Genomic DNA, 16,693 nt, shown 5'->3' with positions numbered 1-16,693 from the left:
GCTTAATGATCCCCGAAAAATAGCGTTTGCCCGCTTTACATTCTCCTCAGCCGTGCTTCTATGTTGGAGCGCGCTATCGGACCAACAGAAGCCGAAGCGTGCCGTAAAGGGAGAAGAGAATGACCATCAAGAAGCTGGGCCGCCGCGCGGTCCTGGGCCTATCGTCCATCGCATTGGCTGCGGGCATGTTGGGTTCGTCCGTGTCGCTGGCGCAGGACGTAACCATCCCCATCATCGTCAAGGACACCACGTCCTTCTACTGGCAGATCGTTCTGGCCGGTGCCCGTGCTGCCGGGCAGGAACTCGGCGTCAACGTCCCCGAGCTGGGTGCCCAGGCCGAAACCGACATCAATGGCCAGATTTCCATTCTGGAAAACGCCGTTTCGGGCAGCCCTGCCGCCATCGTGATCGCGCCCACTGAACGCTCGGCGCTTGGCGCGCCCATCACCGAAGCCGCGCAGTCCGTTCCGATCATCGGCATCGACTCTTCGGCCGAATCGGACGCCTTTTCCTCGTTCCTGACCACCGACAACGTGCAGGGCGGCCGCATCGCTGCCGACGGCCTTGCCGCTGCGATCGAGGCCGCAACCGGCAAGATCGAGGGCGACGTCGCCATCATCACCAACAGCCCCAATGCCGGCTCGCTCGAAGAACGCCGCCAGGGCTTCATGGAACAGCTTGCCGCCGAATATCCCGGCCTCAACCTCGTCGCCGACAAATATGCCGATGGCCAGGCCGCCACGGGCCTCAACATCACCACCGACCTGCTCACCGCCAACCCCAACCTTGTCGGCATCTTCGCCTCCAACCTTATCCAGGCTCAGGGCGCCGGCCAGGCCATCGCCGAAAATGGCGCAGCCGAGCGCGTCGCCCTGGTAGGCTTTGACAGCGACGACAAGCTCGTAGGCTTCCTCAAGGACGGCACCATCGACGCCCTGGTCGTTCAGGACCCCTACCGCATGGGCTATGATGGCATCAAAACCGCGCTTGCCGTGTCCAAGGGCGAAACGGTTGAAAAATTCGTCGACACGGGCGCTAACCTCATCACCACCGCCAACATGGACGACGAGCGCAGCCAGGAACTGCTCAATCCCAAAGTGAACTAGCTGAAATGCAAGTGGCACGCTCGTGCCACCATCACAGAGCGGCACCTCCCCCTTTAACGGGGGAGGTTGGGAGGGGGTGTGAGAGCCACAATAGGGCGACCAATTCGCTCTATCCTCCCACCGGGGTCATTCCACGAAGCGGGAACTCCGTTTTACCGCAAGCGAACCAATCGAGCTTTCCGCTTGGGATTAACACCATACAAGCGGGAAGATGGGGGCAAACTTGACTGATCTAAGTAGTGGTCCGCCGCACCCAGCCGGTCAAACCAGCGCAGCGGCTCTGCCACCCCACGACATCATCCTTGAACTGCGCGACCTCGAAAAGCGCTATGGTCACGTCCAGGCGCTCAAGAAAAGCACGCTCAGCTTCCGCCGGGGCGAGATCCACGCCATTGTGGGCGAGAATGGCGCCGGAAAGTCCACCCTGATCAAGCTCCTCACCGGCGTAATCCGACGCACGGGCGGCACCATCATCTGGAATGGGCAGGAGGTCGACCTCGCCACGCCCAACGAAGCCATCAACCACGGCATCAACGCTGTCCACCAAGAAGTGGTGCTCTGCCGGCAACTCTCCGTTGCCGCCAACATCTTCCTTGGCGACGAAAACACCAAATGGGGCCTCCTGCAGCGCCGTGAAATGAGCCGCGCAGCCCAGAAGATCCTCGATGACATGGGCTTCAGCCTGCCCGCGGACGCGCTGCTCGGCACTCTCACCATCGGCCAGCAGCAATTGGTCGCCACCGCCCGCGCCTCGTTACGCGGCACCAAGTTCATCATTTTCGACGAACCCACCGCCTACCTCACCCGCCAGGAAGCGGCCCAGCTTTTCGCCTTGATCCGCCGCCTCAAGGCCGAGGGCGTCACCATCGTCTACATCAGCCACCGCATGGAAGAAGTGTTCGAACTCGCCGATCGCGTTTCGGTCCTGCGCGACGGCACCCATGTCGGCACCCGCAATATCGAGGACACCAACGACGCCGAACTCGTCGCCTTGATGATCAACCGCACGCTCGAGCAGATCTACCACAAGGAAGAAATCCCCTTCGGCAAGACCCTGCTGCAAACGCGCAATCTCAGCGGCAAGGGGTTCAACGACGTGTCGATCACCGTGCGCCAGGGCGAAATTGTCGGCCTTTATGGCCTGATCGGCGCCGGCCGCAGCGAGTTCGCGCTTTCCATTTTCGGGCGCAATCCAAAAACCTCGGGCGAAATCCTCTGGAAGGAACAGCCGGTCGACATCTCCAACGAGCGCAAGGCCATCGATCTGGGCATAGCCCTCGCCCCGGAGAGCCGGCGCGACCAGGGGCTGAACCTTAATCTGCCGATCGGGCTCAACATCAATCTGCCTGTCTACGACCAGCTCATGCGCGGCCCCGTCATCGACAGTGGCGAGGAAAAGCGCCGTGCCGATGCGCAGATCCGAGACCTTCAGATCAAGACGCCATCACGTCGTTCGCTCGCCTCCTCCATGTCGGGCGGCAACCAGCAAAAGATTGTCATCGGCAAATGGCTCAACCATGGTGCTGAGGTTTTCATTTTCGACGAGCCCACCGTGGGCGTCGACGTGGGCACCAAGGCCGAAATCTACCGCCTCTTTGCCCGCCTGCTCAAAAATGGTGCCGGGATCATCCTGATCTCGTCTTACCTGCCCGAAGTCTATGAACTCGCCGACACGCTCCACGTGTTCCGCGAAGGCCATCTCGTTGGCAGTCAATCCTATCGCGAGCGATCGCACGAAGACATTCTGGCCGAGGCCATCGGCGTTTAGCCGGCGTATCTGGAGACAATGATGACCACCGAAACCGTTCCGACCTCCGTCAAGACCCGGCGCAACTGGAACTTCCTGTTTGCGCTCACCCTGGTCGGTCTGCTGGTTCTCCTGTGCGTAGCGCTCAGCATCGCGACACCCAATTTCGCCACCGGCAACAACATCTCCAATCTGCTGCGCCAGGGCTCCATGATCGCCATCCTGGCTATCGGGCAAACCTTCGTCATCATCACCGCCGGCATCGATCTGTCGGTGGGCGCCATTGTGGGCTTTTCCACAGTGGTGGTCGCAAGCCTCATTCAATCAGGCGTGCCGGTCTGGATCGCCATCATCGTAACGCTCCTGATGGGCCTCCTGATCGGCTTTTTCCACGCCTTCGGCATCGTCAAGATGGGCCTGCCGCCTTTCATCATTACCCTGGCGACACTCACTTCCTTGCGCGGCATTGGCCTTCTGATGACCAATGGCTCGACCATCAACATCACCGATGCCGGCTTCAACCAGTTCTCGCGTGAAAGCTTCCTGGGCGTGCCGAACCTCTTCTGGATGGTGATCATCGTTGCCGTCCCGGCTTTCGTATTCCTCCACCTCAGCAAATGGGGCCGCTATCTCTACGCAGTGGGCTCCAACCCCGAGGCCGCGCGCCTTTCGGGCGTCAGCGTCCCGCGCATGATCTATATCGCCTATGGCCTTTCCGCCATGTGCGCCGCCATTGTTGGCGTCATGCTCGCCGCGCGCCTGGGCGTCGGCAACGCCACGCAGGGCGACGGCTGGGAACTCCAGGCCATCGCCTCCTCGGTAATCGGGGGTACCTCGCTGTTCGGCGCGGTTGGCTCCGTCCACGGCCCGCTGATCGGCGCATTTATTCTTGCCACCATCAGCAATGGCGCGAACCTGCTCAACGTCAACTCCTTCTGGCAGCGCATCATCACGGGCGCCCTGATCATCATCATCGTCTTCTTCGACCAGCTCCGCCGCCGTAGCCGCTAGCACCATGCAGGCCGTTCGCCTTCTCCGCGCCAACCAGCTCGAGCTGCAAGACATACCCGAGCCCGAACCTGGCCCTGAGGATGTCGTGATCGCGGTGGAGGCCTGCGGCATATGCGGTTCGGACCGGCACATGTATGCCGGCGAATATCCCACCAATCCGCCCGTCACCCTGGGCCATGAATTTGCCGGCCGGGTCATCGCCACCGGCTCCCAAGTCCAGCGCGTCCAGACCGGCGATCTGGTGACGGGCGACCCGAACATTGCCTGCGGCACCTGCCCGCAATGCCGCAATGGGCGCCCCAATCTTTGCGCAAATCTCACCGCGATTGGCGTGCAGCGCGATGGCGGCTTCGCCCAATACCTTGTCATGCCCCAGGCGCAGGCCCATAAGCTGCCTCGCCATACCGACCCCGTTCACGCCGCCTTTTGCGAGCCGCTCGCCTGTTGCCTTCATGCCCTCGATGTGGCCAGCATCCGCCCGGGCGACAGCGTCGCCATCCTTGGCGGCGGCGTCATCGGCCTGCTCATGGTGCAACTCTGCCGGCTCGCCGGCGCCACCACGATCATTCTTTCCACCCGCCAGAAGCCTCGCCGCGACCTTGCCCTTCAGCTTGGCGCCACCCATGCCATCGACCCTCAGGCCCGTGATGCGGTAGGGCAGATCAAGGCAATTGTTCCCCAAGGCGCCGATGTGGCGCTGGAATGCGCCGGTGTGCCCGACACGTTTAGCCAATCCATCGCAAGCGTCCGTCGTGGCGGGGCGGCAATCATCTTCGGCGTGATGCCGCAAGGCCAGGCCGTCAGCATCGAGCCCTTCGACCTCCTAGTCAACGAAATCCGCCTCGAAGGCGCCTACCTCAATCCATTGACCCATGCGCGCGCCGCCGCCCTGGTCGCCAGCAGAACCCTTGCGCTCGATTCCCTGGTCAGCCGCATCGTGCCGCTTGCAGAGGTCCCGGCGATCATCGCCAGCGCTCCAGCCCAGGGCGAAATCAAGATCATCGCCCGGCCATCCCTTTAGCCTTCCCGCCGCACGGCGCTCTCATGCCAGCGCCGCAGCGCCAGCCAGGCAACAAAGGAGGTCAGGCCATAAATGGCAATCCCCGCGCCACAGAGCAGCACAAGCGCTGCAAACATGCGCGGCAGATTGAGCCGATATTGCGCTTCGATCAGCCGGAAGGCGAGCCCCGAACCCTGGCCCGCCGATCCCGCCGCAAACTCCGCCACAACGGCGGCGATTAGCGACAGCCCCCCTGCAATCCGCAAGCCCACCATCAAAAAGGGCAGGGACGCGGGAAGCCGGAGATAAACCAGCGACTGCCATCTGCTGGCACCGTAAAGCTCGAACAGGTCGATAAGATGGTGATCGACGCTTTTGAGCCCCTGGATCATGTTGGAGAGAATGGGGAAAAACGCGACCAGAAAGGCGCAGATCATCAGCGCCGTCTGCGTATCGGGGGCATAGATCAGAATCAACGGCGCAATGGCAATGATCGGCGTCACCTGCAGGATCACCGTATAGGGCGACAGCGCCAGCTCCAGCCACCGGCTCTGGACAATAATGACGGCTAAAAACACGCCGCCGACCATCGCCATTGCCAGCGCCATGAAGGTGATGCGCAGCGTCACCAGCAGTGCCGGCCAAAGGGTTGCGCTATCTGTCAGGAGCGCAATGGCAGTGTCAGCCGGACCCGGCAGGATATAGCGCGGGATCTCATAGGCCCAAACGATCCACTGCCAAACAACCAGCCCAAAACCCAGCGCCAGCAGCGGCACGAAGATTTGCAGCATTCTTTGACGGGCGGATATGCCGGCGGGCCGTGGGGCAGGAGGCATGGCGTTAGTTCCCCGCCGCGCTGATGGCGCCCTGCAAGGCTTCCGACACCAGCTGGCAATCGGCGCGATAGCTCTCTGAAACCCGATAATCGGCCCCTCGCTGCGCCGGCTGGCTGATCGCCAATTCCCGGAACACCCGCCCCGGCCGGGGCCGCATCACCACGATCCGGCTGGATAAAAAGGCCGATTCAAATACCGAATGGGTCACGAATACGATGGTCAGCCCGCTGCGGCGCCACAGCGCCAGAAGATCGTCATTGAGCTTGTGCCGGGTGATTTCGTCCAGCGCAGCAAAAGGCTCGTCCATCAGCAGCAGGCTCGGACGGGTCACCAGCGCCCGGGCAATGGACACCCGCATTTTCATGCCCCCCGAAAGCTGGCGCGGATAGGAATGAGCGAAATCAGCCAGCCCCACGCTTTGGAGCCCATCCATCACGCGCTCGCGCACCTCTGCCTTGCTAAAGCCCCTGAGCTTCAGCGGCAGAAAAACATTGCCGAACACCGTCTGCCAGGGCATCAGCGTCGGCTCCTGAAACACAAACCCGATCCCGCCCCCGCTTGGCCGTTCCACGACGCCGGAGCTGGGCTCCGCCAGCCCCGCCATCAGTCGCAGCGCCGTGGATTTGCCGCACCCCGAAGGTCCCAGCAGCGACAGGAACTCGCCTGTCTCCACCTCAAGCGACATCTGGTCGAGCGCTAGCGTTCCATCAGCAAAAACCTTGCTGACCGCGCGCATGGCAACAAGCTTGGGCATTTCCACCTATTGCGCCATCAGCTCGACGCCGACGCCCTTGCAGGTAAACGCAGTTGTATAGGCTCTGGAGAGATCAATCCCCGCCTTGTAGACGCCCGCCTCGGTCATCTGCCGGTAAAACTCGGACCAACGCGCATCGCTCATGCAGCCAATACCACCTGTCTCTGCGTCGCCGGAAACCACGATGCCATATTGCTTGAGCTTTTCGATGCCAAAGGCAATCTGCCCCTCGCTCATGTCCGGATTGTCGCGAAGGATCAGCGCATTGGCTTCGCTATTGTCGCCATAAAGATAATTGTACCAGCCGATCGCCGAAGCATCCACGAAGCGCTGCACGAGGTCCGGGTTCTCTTCCACCAGGCTTTGCCCGGTCTGGATCGTGGTGGAATAGGGCTGATAGCCGTAATCGGCGAGGAGAAACATCTTGGGCGCCCAGCCCGCCTGCCGTTCGATCTCGAACGGCTCGGACGTTACATAGCCCTGCTGTACCGCCATGGGGTCAGCCAAAAACGGAGCGGGATTAAACGTATAGGGCTCGTAGAGCTCGTCGCTGAACCCTTCGAATGTCGATTTGATCCAGGGCCAATAGCCGGAAAAAAACGTATCCTTGCCCATGATGATCTTGCTGGCGCCCCGCAGGCTCGCAACATCGCCAAAGGGCGCCTCGGGATGGGCCAGCAGAACCTGCGGGTCTTTCTGGAAAATGGCGGCCACGGCAACAATGGGAACGCCCTCGGCCGCCGCATCGATCGTCGTCATCCCGCCAATGTAAAAGTCGATCTGCCCGGCGACCAGCAATTGCCGATTAGGCGCCTGCGGTCCACCCTGGCGGATCGTGACATCCAGGCCATATTGCTCATAGGTCCCATCGGCCAGCGCCTGGTAAAATCCCCCATGCTCTGCCTGCGCTAGCCAATTGGTTCCGAAAACCACCTTGTCCTGCCCCAGCGCCGCCGAGCCCCCAAAAGCAAGCATCAGCAGTGCAACAACAATCCTGATAGCGCTCATGGCATGCTCCCGGCCCACGCGGCCCCTGTCCCGCCGCATACATCCTACGCTTCACGCCTCGAATGAAGCGAAAAATAGGGCAGGTTGCAAATAGCATCCAACGCAGAGCCGCAGTAGACCTCGTGCTAAGCCCGTCGACCCACAACCTCAGTAGACCACATGGTGAGCCTGTCGAACCACGAGGTCGTGGCACTATGATCCCAGGCATTCACTTGGTCCGCCGTCCCTCCCAAACCACATATCCAAACCCACCAACCACCATTCCCGCCAGCGCAAACCAGGTCAGCGCATAACCCAAATGGCTGTTTGGAAAACTGAGCACCGTTAGCCCCCCGATCGGATACGCACCCGGCTGATCCTCATCCGCATCAACAAAAAACGGCGCGGCGCCCCTGAGCTTCTTGTTCTGCGCAATGGCCTGCACATCTCGCGAATACCACCGTTCGGCCACCGGATCATTGCCCCGTAAAAACCCGCCATTCGGCTCGCTCCGCCGCAGGAGCCCCGAAATAGAAACCTCGTCCTCCGGTCCGGGCCGCGTCCCAGGCTCCCGCCGCTCCGGCGGGACAAACCCCCGATTAACCAGCACACTGCGCCCGTCGGAAAGCGCCAGGGGCGTTACCACCCAGAACCCGCCGCCATGTGCTGTCACTGCCTGCACCAGCGTTTCGGCTCCGTGATCAAACCGTCCCCGCACGATCACAGGGCGATACTCATCTCGCTCCGGATTAAATCGTTCCCAAATTCCATCCTGGTTCAAATCCACCGGCTCGGCTGCAATTCGCTGCTCAATGGCCGCCACGAGCGCATTCTTTGCCCTCAGCCGCTCTAGCTGCCAAAAGCCCAGCCCGGTGAATCCCAGCGCCGCCAGCAGCGCCACAGCGCCGAAAATCGCAAGATGCCGGTTCAGCCCGCAGCCCTCCTGGACCACCGCACTTCAGGCGCCCATTCAAAATCCTTGTCGAATGGGTATTGCGGCCCCACCTTATGCCGCCGCTCCAGCCGCTCCACAAACTGATCCACCACGCCCGGCGACAGGGCCATCAAACTCGGATTGGCAATCGGCCCCAGTTCGGGCGACAGATACCCCGATTTCACCACCACGATCTTGGCAGTCCTCGGATCCAGTCCCAACCGGGTGAAATCCCCAATGTTGTGAAATGGCCGCCGCCGCGCCGTCAGCACCAGATCGATCCCCCCCATCCGCACCACCGCCTCGCGCATCCTTTCCTCGGCCACTTCCAACAGAAACAGCACTTCGGCCTCTGCCGAAACGCGCCGGCTGGACGGATCAAGGCTCCCCCCGATGGTGAGCATTGCGCGCGCACCCACCCCCGCCGCATAGGCCGCGTCCGTCGCCGCCTTGTCAGCAATCCCCGCAAAAACGACGCCGCGGGCGTCCGCCGCGATCAGCGCCTCGAGCACCTCGGCCCGATCGCCCACGCCGCCACCCGTGGGGTTATCTCCCGACTCGGCCAGCACCACTGGCGCTGTTTCGGACGCGACCGCCCAGCCCACGCACTCCGCGATGCTGCCAGTCTTTGTGCCAAACACAAACTGCTCGCGCACAGTCCAATAATCCTGCGCCAGCCGGGTTGCCGCTACACCCATTGCTTGGCGATCCGTCCCCGTGATCACCGCACAGGCCGTCGCGCGCGGCTCATCGGCCCACACATAGCCCACCTGGAACGACGCATCCCAGACACCGCTCGGCTCCTCCACCTCGTGCATCTGTGCGTAGAAACTGCGCGCCGGCTCGTCCTGTGTCGAGGTCCGCTCCCCCGGCAGGAGCACCGGCACCGGCGCCCAGGCCAGCATGGGCCTCACCCCCGTGCGCACCGCCCGCACCAGCATGGTCACCGCGCGACGCATCGTGTCCTGCACATCGATATGCGGCGCCGTCCTATAGGTCGAAAAAATATCGAGACCATCCACAATAGGCTGGCTCACATTGCCATGCAGATCATAGCTCGCCGCGATCAGTACATCGGGTCCCACAAGCGCCCGCACCGCGGAAATGAAATCCCCCTCGGCATCTAGCATACCTTCCACAAACATCGCGCCATGCATGGCAAGGTAGACGCCACCAAGCGGCAACGCCGCCCGGATCCCGTCCAGAATCTCCCCTTTCCAGCGCTGGTAGATCTCCCGCTCCACCGGTCCGCCAGCAATGGCTCTTGCATGCAGGATCGTGATGAACTCGGCCGGAAAATGGGTCAGGAAATTGAAGTAATCATCCCCCAGCATGGCCGCACCCCGCAACACCCGGAAATCGGCCTCCCGCGCCAGGACGGGATTATAGGTGCTGCATTCGGTATGAAGCCCCGCAACCGCAATACGCATCACCATACTCCTCTGCCAGCCAGCATCTTGCGTCTTTGACTTGCCTGCGCGGCCATTCCGGTGTCAGCTATTCCAAGCCTAAACATCTGTGTCCCACATTTTCACCTGTGTAGCCCACCGCACATCGCGAATGTGCCTGCCGGCGAATACCAATCGCAACAGCATCAGCTTTTCCTATGCGCTTGTCCACTGCGTTCACGGCTGATCGCCGCCTTGGATCGCCCGGAAAACAGGCAAATTGCTGCCTTGTTGAGCAAACTTGCGGGGTGGCTTCAATTGGTATTGTCAACGCGCCGGATTCGTGTTGACATGCTTTCAGAAACGAACCTAACCTTGAAAATCGTTTACAAAACCACGCACCGATCCACGCAAGAGATCGGCTGGAATAATGGGGAACAACAGGCAATGCGGGTAGGCATCATCGGCCTCGGCTATCGACTGGGTTATCTGGCGCGCGTCTTTTCCGCAGCGCGGGATGACTTTTCGATTGTCGGCTATGTGGATCCCGCGCCTGCTGGCCTGCCCTACGCAAAAGAGCATGGCGTCGATGTCGGCACACAGTACGACTCGCTCGAAGCCCTGCTCGACAACAACGAACTCGACCTCCTCATGGTCGGCTCGCCCAATCACCTCCATCTCGAGCATATCCGCATTGGGTTGGCGCGCGGCCTCAAGATCTTCACCGAAAAGCCGGTGGTCACCTCCATCGACGAAACCATGGAACTGGCCAAGCTAATTGCCCAGCATGGCTCGGACAATCTCATGGTGGGCCTCGTTCTGCGCTATGCGCCCCTTTATGTCGATCTGCGCAAGGCGCAGGCCCAGGGCATGCTGGGCGACATCACCTCCATAGAGGCCTCCGAGCATATCCCGCCCTATCACGGCGCCTTTTTCATGCGCGACTGGCGCCGCTTCGAGCGCTATTCGGGCAGCTTCATGCTCGAAAAATGCTGCCACGACCTTGATCTCTACAATGGCGTCATGGGCTGCCGCCCCCAATATGTCTCAAGCTTCGGCGGCCGACGTACCTTTGTCCCCGCCAATGCGCCCACCAATGTCGGCATCAACGACATGGAAGTCTACCATCGCAAGCCCAGCGGCTGGGAAGGCACCGACAAGGTCTTCGACAGCGATGGCGACATCATCGATTTCCAGACCGCCATCGTGCAGTACGAAAACGGCGCAGCCCTCACCTTCCACACCAATCTCAACGTGCCCGACGATTTCCGCCGCTTCGCCGTAATGGGCGCCAAGGGCATGGCCGAGGGTGACTTCATCCGCAATTTCCTGCGCGTCACCGATTCGCGCACCTCGGATCGTTTGGTGGATTCCACCTACAAGACCAGTGGGCTCAGCCAGCATTACGGCGCCGACGAGCAGATGGCCGCCGATATCCTCAAGCACATGACCGAGGGCGCGCCCCTGCCGGTTTCCGTCACCGACGCGCTTGAGGCCGGCCTTCTGGCGCTGAGCATGGACGAGGCGATGCGAACCCGCTCGGTTGTCGACATGGCCCCGCTCTGGCAGCAATTCGACGCTGCCCTGGGCCGGGCGAGCTGAGGAGAACCCCATGACCAGCACCCGCAGCGCTTCTCTTTTCGCTCTCGCCCTGCTGGCCCCGGCGCTGGTCTATATCCTCATCATCGTTGCCTATCCGCTGTTCGACACCATTGTCCTCAGCTTCACCAATGCGGCCCTGCGCCCCACCTATGACTGGGTCGGCTGGGCCAATTACGAGCGCATTTTCGGCGCCGGCAATTTCACCGAAGTCATCATCCGTACCTTTATCTGGACCTTCTTCTCGGTCGCGCTGAAGATGATCATCGGCATGTGCGGTGCGGTCCTGCTCAACGCCGCCATTCCTGGCCAGACGCTGTTCCGCGTCCTCACCATGCCGCCCTGGATCGTCCCCATGGCCATCGGCATCTTCATGTGGGGCTGGATGTATAATGGCCAGTTCGGCATGATTTCGGGCCTGCTGCAAAACTTTGGCCTCACCAATGGCCCTGTCGCCTGGCTCGCCTATGGCCACACCGCCTTCTGGGCCACCATCGTCACCGACGTGTGGATCGGCGTGCCCATGGTCACCATCTACTTCCTGGCCGCCATGCAATCGATCCCCAAGGATCTTTATGAAGCCGCCTGGACCGATGGGGCAGGGCGCTTTTATCGCTGGCGCCGCATCACCCTGCCGCTGATGCTGCCCGCCATCCTGACCATGAGCCTTCTTTCGCTCATCGCCACCTTCAACAGCCTCGACATCATCTGGATCCTGACACAGGGTGGCCCCTCCGGCTCCACCACCACCATGATCATCGATACCTACAAGACCGCCATGGGCAGCCGCAAATATGGCGAAGGCGCTGCCCGCGCCGTGGTGATCTGCATCTTCGTGTCGATCTTCTGCCTCGTCTACTTCCGTGCCGTTCGCAAGCTGTCCCAGGGAGAAGCCAAATGAGCGACGTCGCCCGCACCACGGAAGTCGCCTCTGTCGATAGCCCCGCTTTGGTCAAGCCAAAACGCCGCGCCCGCTCCACCAAGGCGATGATCGACCGCTACAAATGGTATGAAGTCGCCGCCTTGTACCTCGGCATCGCCTTGTTCCTGTTCTTTGTGCTGGCGCCGTTCATCGAAGGCTTCCTGGTTTCGCTCAAGCCTCTCGCGCAGCTCTTTTCGAGGCCCTACAGCTTCATTCCCAAAAACGGCTCCTTTGACGCCTATGTCGACATGTGGACGTCCGTGCCCATGCTGGGCATGTACATCTTCAACTCCTTCTTTATCTCGACGGTCGTGACGCTGATCGTGATCACCATCGTCGTGCCGGCCGCCTACGCGTTTGCCCGCTTCAATTTTGCCGGCGCCGGCGTGCTGCTGGGCCTGTTTCTGGCGGTCAACATGTTCTCGGGCGCCGTGCTCCTGATCCCGCTGTTCCGCCTCATGCGCGGCCTGGGCCTGCTCAACACCTATTGGGCCATGATCGTGCCGGGCGCGGCCTTCCTGATCCCGTCCTCCATCTGGCTGCTGCGCACCTATATGATGCGCATTCCAAAGGAGCTCGATGAAGCGGCCTGGGCCGATGGCGCCTCGCGGCTTTATACGCTGCGGCGGGTGATCCTGCCGCTCGCCATGCCGGGCGTTGTCGTGGTGGCCATCATGACCTTTATCGGCGCTTACGCCCAGCAGTTCATCTTCGCACTGACCTTCAATTCCAAGACCGAGTTCATGCCGCTGCCCGTTGGCCTCTTTGCCTTCTTTGGCAAGCAGGAGGTGCTCTGGAACGAGCTTATGGCAGCCAGCTTCATAGGGATTCTGCCGGTCATGATCGTGATCGTCTTCCTGCAGCGCTATTTGGTGGCAGGTCTGACGGCGGGTGCGGTCAAGCATTAGAAATTTCGTCCGAACCCTGGAGGGATTGGACGAGAGGGAAGGCGCCTTCGGGCGTTCAACAAGGGAGACTACAGAATGAACAAGACTAAAGGCTTCGTGCTGGCGTCGTTATGTGCCCTCTCGGGCACCACCGCGCTGTCCGGCGTGGCAGTCGCTGAGGACATCAACATCATCCTGTGCGGCGATGTGGTGACCCCCGTTTACACCCGCCTGTTTGAAGAGTGGAACGCCGCAAACCCCGACTACCAGGTCGTGCCGGAACTCGTCGGCTGGGGCCAGTGCCAGGACAAGGTGACCACGCTCGCCGTTGCCGGCACCCCGGTCGACATCGCCTATGTCGGCTCGCGCACCCTTAAGCAGTTCGCCCAGAACGATCTCATCGTTCCTGTGCCGATGACCGAAGAGGAAAGGGGCTCCTACTACAATTTCGTGCCTGAAACCGTCACCTTCGAAGGCAATCAATGGGGGATCCCGGTGGCCTTCTCCACCAAGGCCTTCTTCTGGAACAAGGACATCTTCGAGCAGGCCGGCCTTGATCCGGAAACCGCGCCCAAGACGTGGGAAGAAGAGATCGCTTTTGCCAAGCAGATCACCGAAAACACCGACGCTGCCGGCTTCGGCATGGTCGCCAAGACCTTCGACGGCACCGTCCACTGGTTCCTCCACTGGATCTACACCAATGGTGGCGAGGTGATCGACGCCGAGGGCAACATCGTCCTTGATTCCCCACAAAACCTCGAAGCACTCACCGCCTTCAGGGACATCGTTCCCTATTCCGAAGAAGGCCCAACGGCCTATGAGCAAAACGAAGTGCGTGCCATCTGGCTCGATGGTGGCGTTGCCATGCTCCATTGCGCCGTCAGCTGCGCGGTTCGCGGCACTGAAGCTGGCCTGAACTGGGGTGTTGCTCCGCTGCCGACCGGCCCCAATGCCGAAGGTCCCGGAACCCTGCTGATCACCGACTCGCTGGCTGTCTTCAAGGGCACCGGTCAGGAAGACAAGGTCATCGAATTCGGCAAGTTCCTGACTTCGCCTGAAAACCAGCTGGAGTACGAACTGTCCGAAGGCGGCCTGACGCCCCTGCGTCCGTCTGCCGAGGTCGACAAGCTGGTCGCCGAGCAGCCGCACTGGAAGCCCTTCATCGACGGCATCGAATATGGTGGCCCAGAGCCTCTGTTCACCGACTATGTCGGCTTCCAGAACGTCATGATCGAAATGGTCCAGTCCGTTGTCACCGGCCAGGCCGAACCGCAGGAAGCCCTGACCAAGGCCGCCGGCGAACTCGAGCAGTACAAGTAAGCTGATTGCCCTAGAGAGTGCCACTCTCTCCACAACGTCACCACCCGGCTTGTCCGGGTGGTCCATGGGATGCCGGGAGATCGCTGGATTGCCCGGACGAGCCGGGCAATGACGGCAAACCAAGTCCTGACTTGAACGCCCCGCTATCGCGCAATTTCACCGGAGACCATCATGTCCCAACTCTCCCTCAAGCACCTCGAAAAAAGCTTCAACGAGGCCCGCATCATCAAGGGCATCGACCTTGAGGTGTCCCATGGCGAGTTCGTGGTCTTTGTCGGCCCCTCCGGCTGCGGCAAGTCCACCCTGCTGCGCATGATCGCCGGCCTTGAAGACGTGACCGAAGGCGAGATCGCCATCGGCGGCAAGGTGGTCAACGACCTTCCCCCCGTACAGCGCGGCATTGCCATGGTGTTCCAGAGCTATGCGCTTTATCCGCACATGACGGTCTACGAAAACATCGCCTTCCCCTTGCGCGTCGAGAAACTCCCTAACGCAGAAGTCGAAAAGCGCGTGATGGCCGCCGCCAAGGTGCTCCAGCTTGAGCCGCGCCTCCAGCATCGCCCCGGCATGCTCTCTGGCGGCCAGCGCCAGCGCGTTGCCATAGGCCGTGCCATTGTGCGCCAGCCCGAAATCTTCCTCTTTGACGAGCCCCTATCCAACCTCGACGCCGCCCTGCGCTCGGAAATGCGCATCGAGCTCATGGAGCTGCACAAGCGCCTGGGCTCCACCATGATCTATGTCACCCACGACCAGGTGGAGGCCATGACCATGGCCGACAAGATCGTGGTGCTCGACGCCGGCACCATTTCCCAGATCGGCTCGCCCCTTCAGCTCTACCACAAGCCCGACAATCTCTTTGTCGCCGGCTTCATCGGCAGCCCCAAGATGAACTTCATCGCCGGAACCGTGTCCTCCGCGGACGGCACGACGATCGCGGTCGACATGGGCAAGCTCGGCACCATCACCCTGCCGCGCTCCGCCAAGGTCGGCGCCGGTCAGGCCGTGACGGTCGGCATTCGCCCCGAACACCTCCAGCTGGGCGAGGGCGATTTCACCCTGTCCATCACCCCGCGCATCGTCGAGCACCTCGGCATCCACACCGTGATCTATTCCACCCTGCCGGGCGGCGAAAACTTCATCGGCCTTTTTGAGGGCGACCCCAAGGTTTCCGACGAGGCGCCGGTGACGCTGGGCTTTGCGCGCGATCAGGTGCACCTGTTCGACGGGGCTGGCCAGGCCGTTTACTAGGCGTCCGCAACCCTGGCGGAGGAACCGGAATGCTCGACATTGTCGGCCTCTTGCAGACCGAGAAAAACGCCTTCACCCGCTCCGAACGGGCATTGACCGAGATCGTCCTGGCTGACGCCGATAGCGTCCTCAAGATGTCGATCGTCGATCTCGCCGCCCAGGCCGATGTCTCCCCGCCCACGGTGACGCGCTTCTGCCGGCGCCTGGGCTGCGACTCCTATGCCGATTTCAAGGTGCGCCTGGCGCAATCCCGCTTCGTCGGGCAGCGCTATTTCGCCCCGGCGGCCGGCCCCACAAGCGTTCATGAAATCGCCCAGGGCGTCGTCAACGGCATCCAGTCCATCATCTACGAAACCTTCGACCACCTTGATTTCGCCGCCGTCGAGCGGGCAGCCGAAAGCATCCAGAAATCCAACTACGTGCTGGCCTTCGGCTCGGGTGGCGCCTCCTCCATGATGGCCGGCGAAATGGAGGCACGGCTCTTCCGTCTCGGCCTCAAGGTCGCCTCCACCGACGATCACCAGCTCCAACTCATGCGCGCCGCCGCCGCGCCGCCAGGAACGGTGATCATCGCCTTTTCCCTTTCGGGCAACAATGCCCAGCTTGCCAAGACCCTGACCGTCGCCGGCGAATATGGCCTCGTGCGCATCGTCGTCACGCGCTCGGCCTCCATGGTTTCCAAGCAGGCCGACATACTCCTGCCCGTCAACTGGCACGAAAACGCCGACATCCTGCGCCCCACACCCGGCCGCTACGCGTTCCTTGCCACCGTTGATGTGCTCGCCCAGACGGTCGCCACCCGTCTTGGCCCCACGGCCATCACCAGTATGCGCCGCATCAAGCACCAGCTTGTCGTCAACCGCGACGGCGACGACAGCCAGCCCTTGGGGGATTGATGGCATTTCGCCCTATCCCTGCTTCCTCTCCACCGTCATCACCCGGCTCGTCCGGGTG

15 protein-coding genes are annotated in these 16,693 nt (G+C 61.6%); 10 read left to right on the top strand and 5 right to left on the bottom strand.

Going from position 1 to position 16,693, the window contains the following annotated elements:
* Positions 1-119: 119 nt before the first annotated feature.
* The 4 genes from DDE77_RS03965 to DDE77_RS03950 all read left to right on the top strand — a co-directional run bounded on the left by DDE77_RS03965 (position 120) and on the right by DDE77_RS03950 (position 4,885).
* Positions 120-1,106: an ABC transporter substrate-binding protein gene (locus tag DDE77_RS03965; RefSeq protein ID WP_108396131.1), complete on the top strand. Its 987-nt coding sequence runs from the start codon at positions 120-122 to the stop codon at positions 1,104-1,106.
* Positions 1,107-1,386: 280 nt separating this feature from the next.
* Positions 1,387-2,874, top strand: a complete 1,488-nt coding sequence (locus tag DDE77_RS03960; protein WP_245895083.1) for a sugar ABC transporter ATP-binding protein — start codon at positions 1,387-1,389, stop codon at positions 2,872-2,874.
* 21 nt (positions 2,875-2,895) lie between these two features.
* Positions 2,896-3,864, top strand: coding sequence for an ABC transporter permease (locus tag DDE77_RS03955; protein WP_108396285.1), 969 nt, complete (start codon positions 2,896-2,898; stop codon positions 3,862-3,864).
* A 4-nt stretch (positions 3,865-3,868) separates the two neighbouring features.
* On the top strand, positions 3,869-4,885 hold the full coding sequence (locus DDE77_RS03950; protein WP_108396129.1) for a zinc-dependent alcohol dehydrogenase family protein: 1,017 nt from the start codon (positions 3,869-3,871) through the stop codon (positions 4,883-4,885).
* Here the strand turns inward: DDE77_RS03950 and DDE77_RS03945 are convergent.
* The 5 genes from DDE77_RS03945 to DDE77_RS03925 all read right to left on the bottom strand — a co-directional run bounded on the left by DDE77_RS03945 (position 4,882) and on the right by DDE77_RS03925 (position 9,805).
* Complete coding sequence (locus DDE77_RS03945) at positions 4,882-5,700, bottom strand: ABC transporter permease (protein WP_108396128.1); 819 nt, start codon at positions 5,698-5,700, stop codon at positions 4,882-4,884. The genes DDE77_RS03950 and DDE77_RS03945 overlap by 4 nt on opposite strands.
* Before the next feature lie 4 nt (positions 5,701-5,704).
* Positions 5,705-6,454 (bottom strand): ABC transporter ATP-binding protein, encoded by a 750-nt coding sequence (locus DDE77_RS03940; protein WP_108396127.1) that lies wholly within the window; start codon positions 6,452-6,454, stop codon positions 5,705-5,707.
* A 6-nt stretch (positions 6,455-6,460) separates the two neighbouring features.
* Positions 6,461-7,462: an ABC transporter substrate-binding protein gene (locus DDE77_RS03935; protein ID WP_108396284.1), complete on the bottom strand. Its 1,002-nt coding sequence runs from the start codon at positions 7,460-7,462 to the stop codon at positions 6,461-6,463.
* Positions 7,463-7,670: 208 nt separating this feature from the next.
* A complete protein-coding gene (locus DDE77_RS03930) occupies positions 7,671-8,393 on the bottom strand; it encodes an SURF1 family protein (RefSeq protein ID WP_108396126.1) in 723 nt (240 codons plus the stop codon).
* The gene (locus DDE77_RS03925) at positions 8,369-9,805 is read right to left on the bottom strand and encodes a M81 family metallopeptidase (RefSeq protein WP_108396283.1); all 1,437 of its coding nucleotides are present in this window, start codon (positions 9,803-9,805) and stop codon (positions 8,369-8,371) included. Before DDE77_RS03925 ends, DDE77_RS03930 begins: the two co-directional genes overlap by 25 nt.
* A gap of 405 nt (positions 9,806-10,210) precedes the next feature.
* On the opposite strand from DDE77_RS03925, the gene DDE77_RS03920 reads away from it, so the two are divergent.
* From DDE77_RS03920 to DDE77_RS03895, 6 genes are all read left to right on the top strand, one after another.
* The gene (locus DDE77_RS03920) at positions 10,211-11,365 is read left to right on the top strand and encodes a Gfo/Idh/MocA family protein (protein WP_108396282.1); all 1,155 of its coding nucleotides are present in this window, start codon (positions 10,211-10,213) and stop codon (positions 11,363-11,365) included.
* A 10-nt stretch (positions 11,366-11,375) separates the two neighbouring features.
* Complete coding sequence (locus DDE77_RS03915; protein ID WP_108396125.1) at positions 11,376-12,263, top strand: carbohydrate ABC transporter permease; 888 nt, start codon at positions 11,376-11,378, stop codon at positions 12,261-12,263.
* 86 nt (positions 12,264-12,349) lie between these two features.
* A complete protein-coding gene (locus tag DDE77_RS03910) occupies positions 12,350-13,192 on the top strand; it encodes a carbohydrate ABC transporter permease (RefSeq protein ID WP_108396281.1) in 843 nt (280 codons plus the stop codon).
* Between the two features lie 75 nt (positions 13,193-13,267).
* A complete protein-coding gene (locus tag DDE77_RS03905) occupies positions 13,268-14,491 on the top strand; it encodes an ABC transporter substrate-binding protein (RefSeq protein WP_108396124.1) in 1,224 nt (407 codons plus the stop codon).
* A 171-nt stretch (positions 14,492-14,662) separates the two neighbouring features.
* Complete coding sequence (locus tag DDE77_RS03900) at positions 14,663-15,739, top strand: ABC transporter ATP-binding protein (protein WP_108396123.1); 1,077 nt, start codon at positions 14,663-14,665, stop codon at positions 15,737-15,739.
* Positions 15,740-15,768: 29 nt separating this feature from the next.
* Positions 15,769-16,635 (top strand): MurR/RpiR family transcriptional regulator, encoded by an 867-nt coding sequence (locus tag DDE77_RS03895; protein WP_108396122.1) that lies wholly within the window; start codon positions 15,769-15,771, stop codon positions 16,633-16,635.
* Positions 16,636-16,693: the final 58 nt, after the last annotated feature.

The sequence above is a fragment of the Devosia submarina genome, from assembly GCF_003056345.1.
GTDB classification, from domain to species: Bacteria; Pseudomonadota; Alphaproteobacteria; order Rhizobiales; family Devosiaceae; genus Devosia; species Devosia submarina.
Note: the sequence above shows the minus strand (reverse complement) of the source record. Positions and strands in the feature narration are given on the sequence as shown.

Excerpts from the sequence above, each read along its gene's own strand:
- DDE77_RS03925 (WP_108396283.1), bottom strand. The coding sequence starts at position 9,805 with ATGCGTATTGCGGTTGCGGGGCTTCATACCGAATGCAGCACCTATAAT.
- DDE77_RS03900 (WP_108396123.1), top strand. The coding sequence starts at position 14,663 with ATGTCCCAACTCTCCCTCAAGCACCTCGAAAAAAGCTTCAACGAGGCC.
- DDE77_RS03920 (WP_108396282.1), top strand. The coding sequence starts at position 10,211 with ATGCGGGTAGGCATCATCGGCCTCGGCTATCGACTGGGTTATCTGGCG.
- DDE77_RS03895 (WP_108396122.1), top strand. The coding sequence starts at position 15,769 with ATGCTCGACATTGTCGGCCTCTTGCAGACCGAGAAAAACGCCTTCACC.
- DDE77_RS03965 (WP_108396131.1), top strand. The coding sequence starts at position 120 with ATGACCATCAAGAAGCTGGGCCGCCGCGCGGTCCTGGGCCTATCGTCC.
- DDE77_RS03935 (WP_108396284.1), bottom strand. The coding sequence starts at position 7,462 with ATGAGCGCTATCAGGATTGTTGTTGCACTGCTGATGCTTGCTTTTGGG.
- DDE77_RS03910 (WP_108396281.1), top strand. The coding sequence starts at position 12,350 with ATGATCGACCGCTACAAATGGTATGAAGTCGCCGCCTTGTACCTCGGC.
- DDE77_RS03915 (WP_108396125.1), top strand. The coding sequence starts at position 11,376 with ATGACCAGCACCCGCAGCGCTTCTCTTTTCGCTCTCGCCCTGCTGGCC.
- DDE77_RS03945 (WP_108396128.1), bottom strand. The coding sequence starts at position 5,700 with ATGCCTCCTGCCCCACGGCCCGCCGGCATATCCGCCCGTCAAAGAATG.
- DDE77_RS03940 (WP_108396127.1), bottom strand. The coding sequence starts at position 6,454 with ATGCCCAAGCTTGTTGCCATGCGCGCGGTCAGCAAGGTTTTTGCTGAT.
- DDE77_RS03905 (WP_108396124.1), top strand. The coding sequence starts at position 13,268 with ATGAACAAGACTAAAGGCTTCGTGCTGGCGTCGTTATGTGCCCTCTCG.
- DDE77_RS03955 (WP_108396285.1), top strand. The coding sequence starts at position 2,896 with ATGACCACCGAAACCGTTCCGACCTCCGTCAAGACCCGGCGCAACTGG.
- DDE77_RS03950 (WP_108396129.1), top strand. The coding sequence starts at position 3,869 with ATGCAGGCCGTTCGCCTTCTCCGCGCCAACCAGCTCGAGCTGCAAGAC.